Origin of the sequence: Pseudomonas sp. Sample_24 (assembly GCF_004307605.1) — a bacterium.
Classification (GTDB): domain Bacteria; phylum Pseudomonadota; class Gammaproteobacteria; order Pseudomonadales; family Pseudomonadaceae; genus Aquipseudomonas.
In genome coordinates this window covers 1-1602 of the sequence record NZ_RCNW01000081.1, presented here as the reverse complement: position 1 = coordinate 1602, position 1602 = coordinate 1, and the positions used below count along the sequence as shown (strand labels likewise).

1 protein-coding gene is annotated in these 1602 nt (G+C 53.9%); it reads right to left on the bottom strand.

The window, feature by feature from the left end; genetic code table 11:
* Positions 1-97 precede the first annotated feature (97 nt).
* Positions 98-1522: an IS1182 family transposase gene (locus tag D8V06_RS03795; protein ID WP_177434347.1), complete on the bottom strand. Its 1425-nt coding sequence runs from the start codon at positions 1520-1522 to the stop codon at positions 98-100.
* Positions 1523-1602: the final 80 nt, after the last annotated feature.

Sequence of the window (1602 nt, the reverse complement as noted above, 5' to 3'; positions counted from 1 at the left end):
CAGACTGTGTGAAAACGCACTGATGGTGGTTCCAGCAAACGCCCCGACTTGTTCGGGGCGTTTGCTTTTGTGCTCACAGCAAACGAAAAAAGGCGTTTCAGCCCATCAGCGCCATCATCTGGCGCACGCCCAACACGTTAATTGCTCTTTTCAGGTTGTAGGCGTTCACCGCCAAGGCCATTTCAGCTCTCGCGCCTTCAAGCTGTCGCAGCAAGAAGCGAGCGTTACCAAATAACCACTGTTTAAGGTTGCCGAAGGGATGTTCGACGATGGATCGTCGACTGACCATCATTTCGGGATGTGCCTGCATTCGCTGCTCCATTCGCTCGAAAGCCTGTTCGTGCAGATGGCGCGAGATGTATCGGCGTTTGGCGTCGGTGCACTTCGCTTTAATCGGGCAGCTTGCGCAGTCGCTGACCTTCGCTTGGTAGATCCGGCCTTTGTTGCTGATCTGCTTAAAGATCAGCCATTTTCCGGCAGGGCATTGATATCGATCTTGCGACGCATCGTAGGCAAATGCTGTTCGATCGAAAAATATCTGCTCCTTGCCGCAGGAGTTGAGTGATCGCGCCACAGGCACATAAGCCGTGATGTTCTCATCCTCACATGCCTGGAACTGCTTGCCATTGGAGTAGCCCGCATCCGCGGTGACCGTCAGTTCATCTTGTGAAAGTTGTTCCTTGGCGGCCTTGGCCATCGGTTCAAGTTGCTTGCGATCATCGCTGTCCTGAGTCACTTCATGATGCACGATCATGCAGTTTTCAGCGTCCACGGCTGTCTGCACGTTGTACCCGACCCGAGGCCCTTTGTGCGTTCGCAGCATTCGCGCATCGCTTTCGTGGGTATTGAATTGCTCAAGCTCCATGGATTTCATCAGCGCCTGGCACGTCAAGTTATTGGAATGCCTGACTTCAAGTTGCGCCAAAGTCGCCTTGATTGCATTGCGGTCAATCTTCTCGCCGGCTTCGGTTTTATCTGCCTCGTCCAGCTCTGCCAAATAGTGGGCGATGCGCTTCTCCAGCTTCTGCTCTTGATGTTGGAGCCGCTTCAAATTCATATGACGCCGTGAAGAGGCGACCGCCTGAAATTTGCTGCCATCAATGGCCACCAACTCGCCGGTTATCAGCCCCGCTGAGCGGCAAAACTGCACGAAGGCCCGGCACGTCGCGATGAAAGCGGCTTTGTTGTCTTTACGGAAATCGGCGATGGTCTTGAAATCAGGCTTGAGTCGATTGATCAGCCACATCACTTCGACGTTGCGCTGGCACTCGGCTTCGAGCCGTCGTGATGAGCGAATCCGCTGGAAATAGCCGTAGAGGTAGAGTTTGAGCTGATCCGCTGGATCGTAAGAGGGACGGCCGGTGCTTTTGGGAAGTGCTTTATCAAAGCCCAGTCGAGCCAGATCCAGCTTGGCGACGTAAAGATCGATAACGCGAACGAGGTGATCCTCGGGGATCAACTCTTCCAGCGAGACCGGAAACAGGCTGGTCTGGCTGCGGGACTGTCCCTGGATGTAGGCCATAACGAAAAATGCTCCGTATCTTTCGATACGGAGCATTTTCTTTGAGCGCTGCGCAGATTGCTAGGTTTTCACACAGTCTG

Bases quoted from the DNA above. Each gene is read 5' to 3' on its own strand.
- D8V06_RS03795 (WP_177434347.1), bottom strand. From the start codon at position 1,522: ATGGCCTACATCCAGGGACAGTCCCGCAGCCAGACCAGCCTGTTTCCG.